2 protein-coding genes and 1 pseudogene are annotated in these 1118 nt (G+C 48.5%); all 3 read left to right on the top strand.

Features of this window, described 5'->3' with window-relative positions; all coding sequences use genetic code 11:
* The first annotated feature begins 154 nt into the window (after window positions 1-154).
* Entirely contained in the window at window positions 155-349 is a 195-nt protein-coding gene (rpmG, locus tag AC2VE5_RS27870) for a 50S ribosomal protein L33 (RefSeq protein ID WP_486890754.1), read from the top strand.
* A gap of 86 nt (window positions 350-435) precedes the next feature.
* The gene (gene rpsR / locus AC2VE5_RS27865; protein ID WP_486890753.1) at window positions 436-651 is read left to right on the top strand and encodes a 30S ribosomal protein S18; all 216 of its coding nucleotides are present in this window, start codon (window positions 436-438) and stop codon (window positions 649-651) included.
* Window positions 652-753: 102 nt separating this feature from the next.
* Window positions 754-1118, top strand: a pseudogene (locus AC2VE5_RS27860) (RNB domain-containing ribonuclease); the annotation flags it as partial.

The raw sequence follows: 1118 nt of genomic DNA, 5'->3' as shown, positions 1-1118 counted from the left end.
AGGCTCTCCACGATCGCTGGGGCCGCACGATTATGATCTCAACCCGGCGCGGTTACGCTTTAGATCTAAAAATTAAGAAAATTTTTGCCCAAGCTAGGAATCGTGTGAAATAATGGATGTTTGTGTTTAATTCATCTTGTAAAGTTTTGAGACTATGGCTAAGGGCAAGGGCGTTCGTTTGGTGATTACCCTGGAGTGTACTGAGTGCCGCAGTAATGCTGATAAGCGCTCCCCTGGGGTTTCTCGCTATACCACAACTAAGAATCGTCGCAATACAACTGGCAGGTTGGAGTTGAAAAAGTTCTGCTCCCACTGCAACAGTCACACCGTACACAAGGAAATTAAGTAATCTGATTCTGGCTATAAACAGGCTGATTTGAAGCCTATGGCCGGGAGCCCTTTCAAATTGAAGCATCTTCACTGAACATTATTTCTATGGCTTACTTTCGTCGTCGCGTCTCTCCGATTCAACCAACAGAACCCATCGATTACAAGGATGTTGAGTTGCTGCGTAGATTTATTACTGAGCGGGGTAAAATCTTGCCCCGGCGGATCACTGGCCTGACCGCCAAGCAGCAGCGGGTTTTAACCACTGCAATTAAGCGGGCTCGAATTGTCGCCCTCCTCCCCTTTATTAATAAAGAGGGATAGTCTCCAAGGCGTACAATTGGAGAGTTGTGATCTTACCAGTGCCTGTCTTCTAGACAAGGCGATAGATCAGCCTCGGCGCACACTTTGAGCGGGCGATCGCGTGTGGACAAAGGATCTTTAGTTGAATATCGAGTGCATGGCGATCGCCGACTCGCTGTTGTAGATCGTCCTGAGGGCAAAAAGCACTGGATTGTCGTTGATGAGCGCAATCAATCCCAGACAATTCACCCCCGCCAGGTGGTCTATGAAGTTAGCGGTCAGACCTACAAACCCCAGGAAATTGACGGGTTTCGCCAGCAAGTCCAGCCCTACCTTGATCCGGCTAGTTTAGAAGTTGCCTGGGAAATTCTCCTAGAAGACAACGAAGCCATTGACCCGGCAGCAATGGCACTGTTGCTTTTTTCTGAGCAAAGTCCGCCCCTGTGCTACGCAGCCCACTATTTACTCTCAGAAGATAAGCTTTACTT

This window comes from Aliterella sp. E5.1 (genome assembly GCF_057473825.1).
Note: the sequence above shows the minus strand (reverse complement) of the source record. Positions and strands in the feature narration are given on the sequence as shown.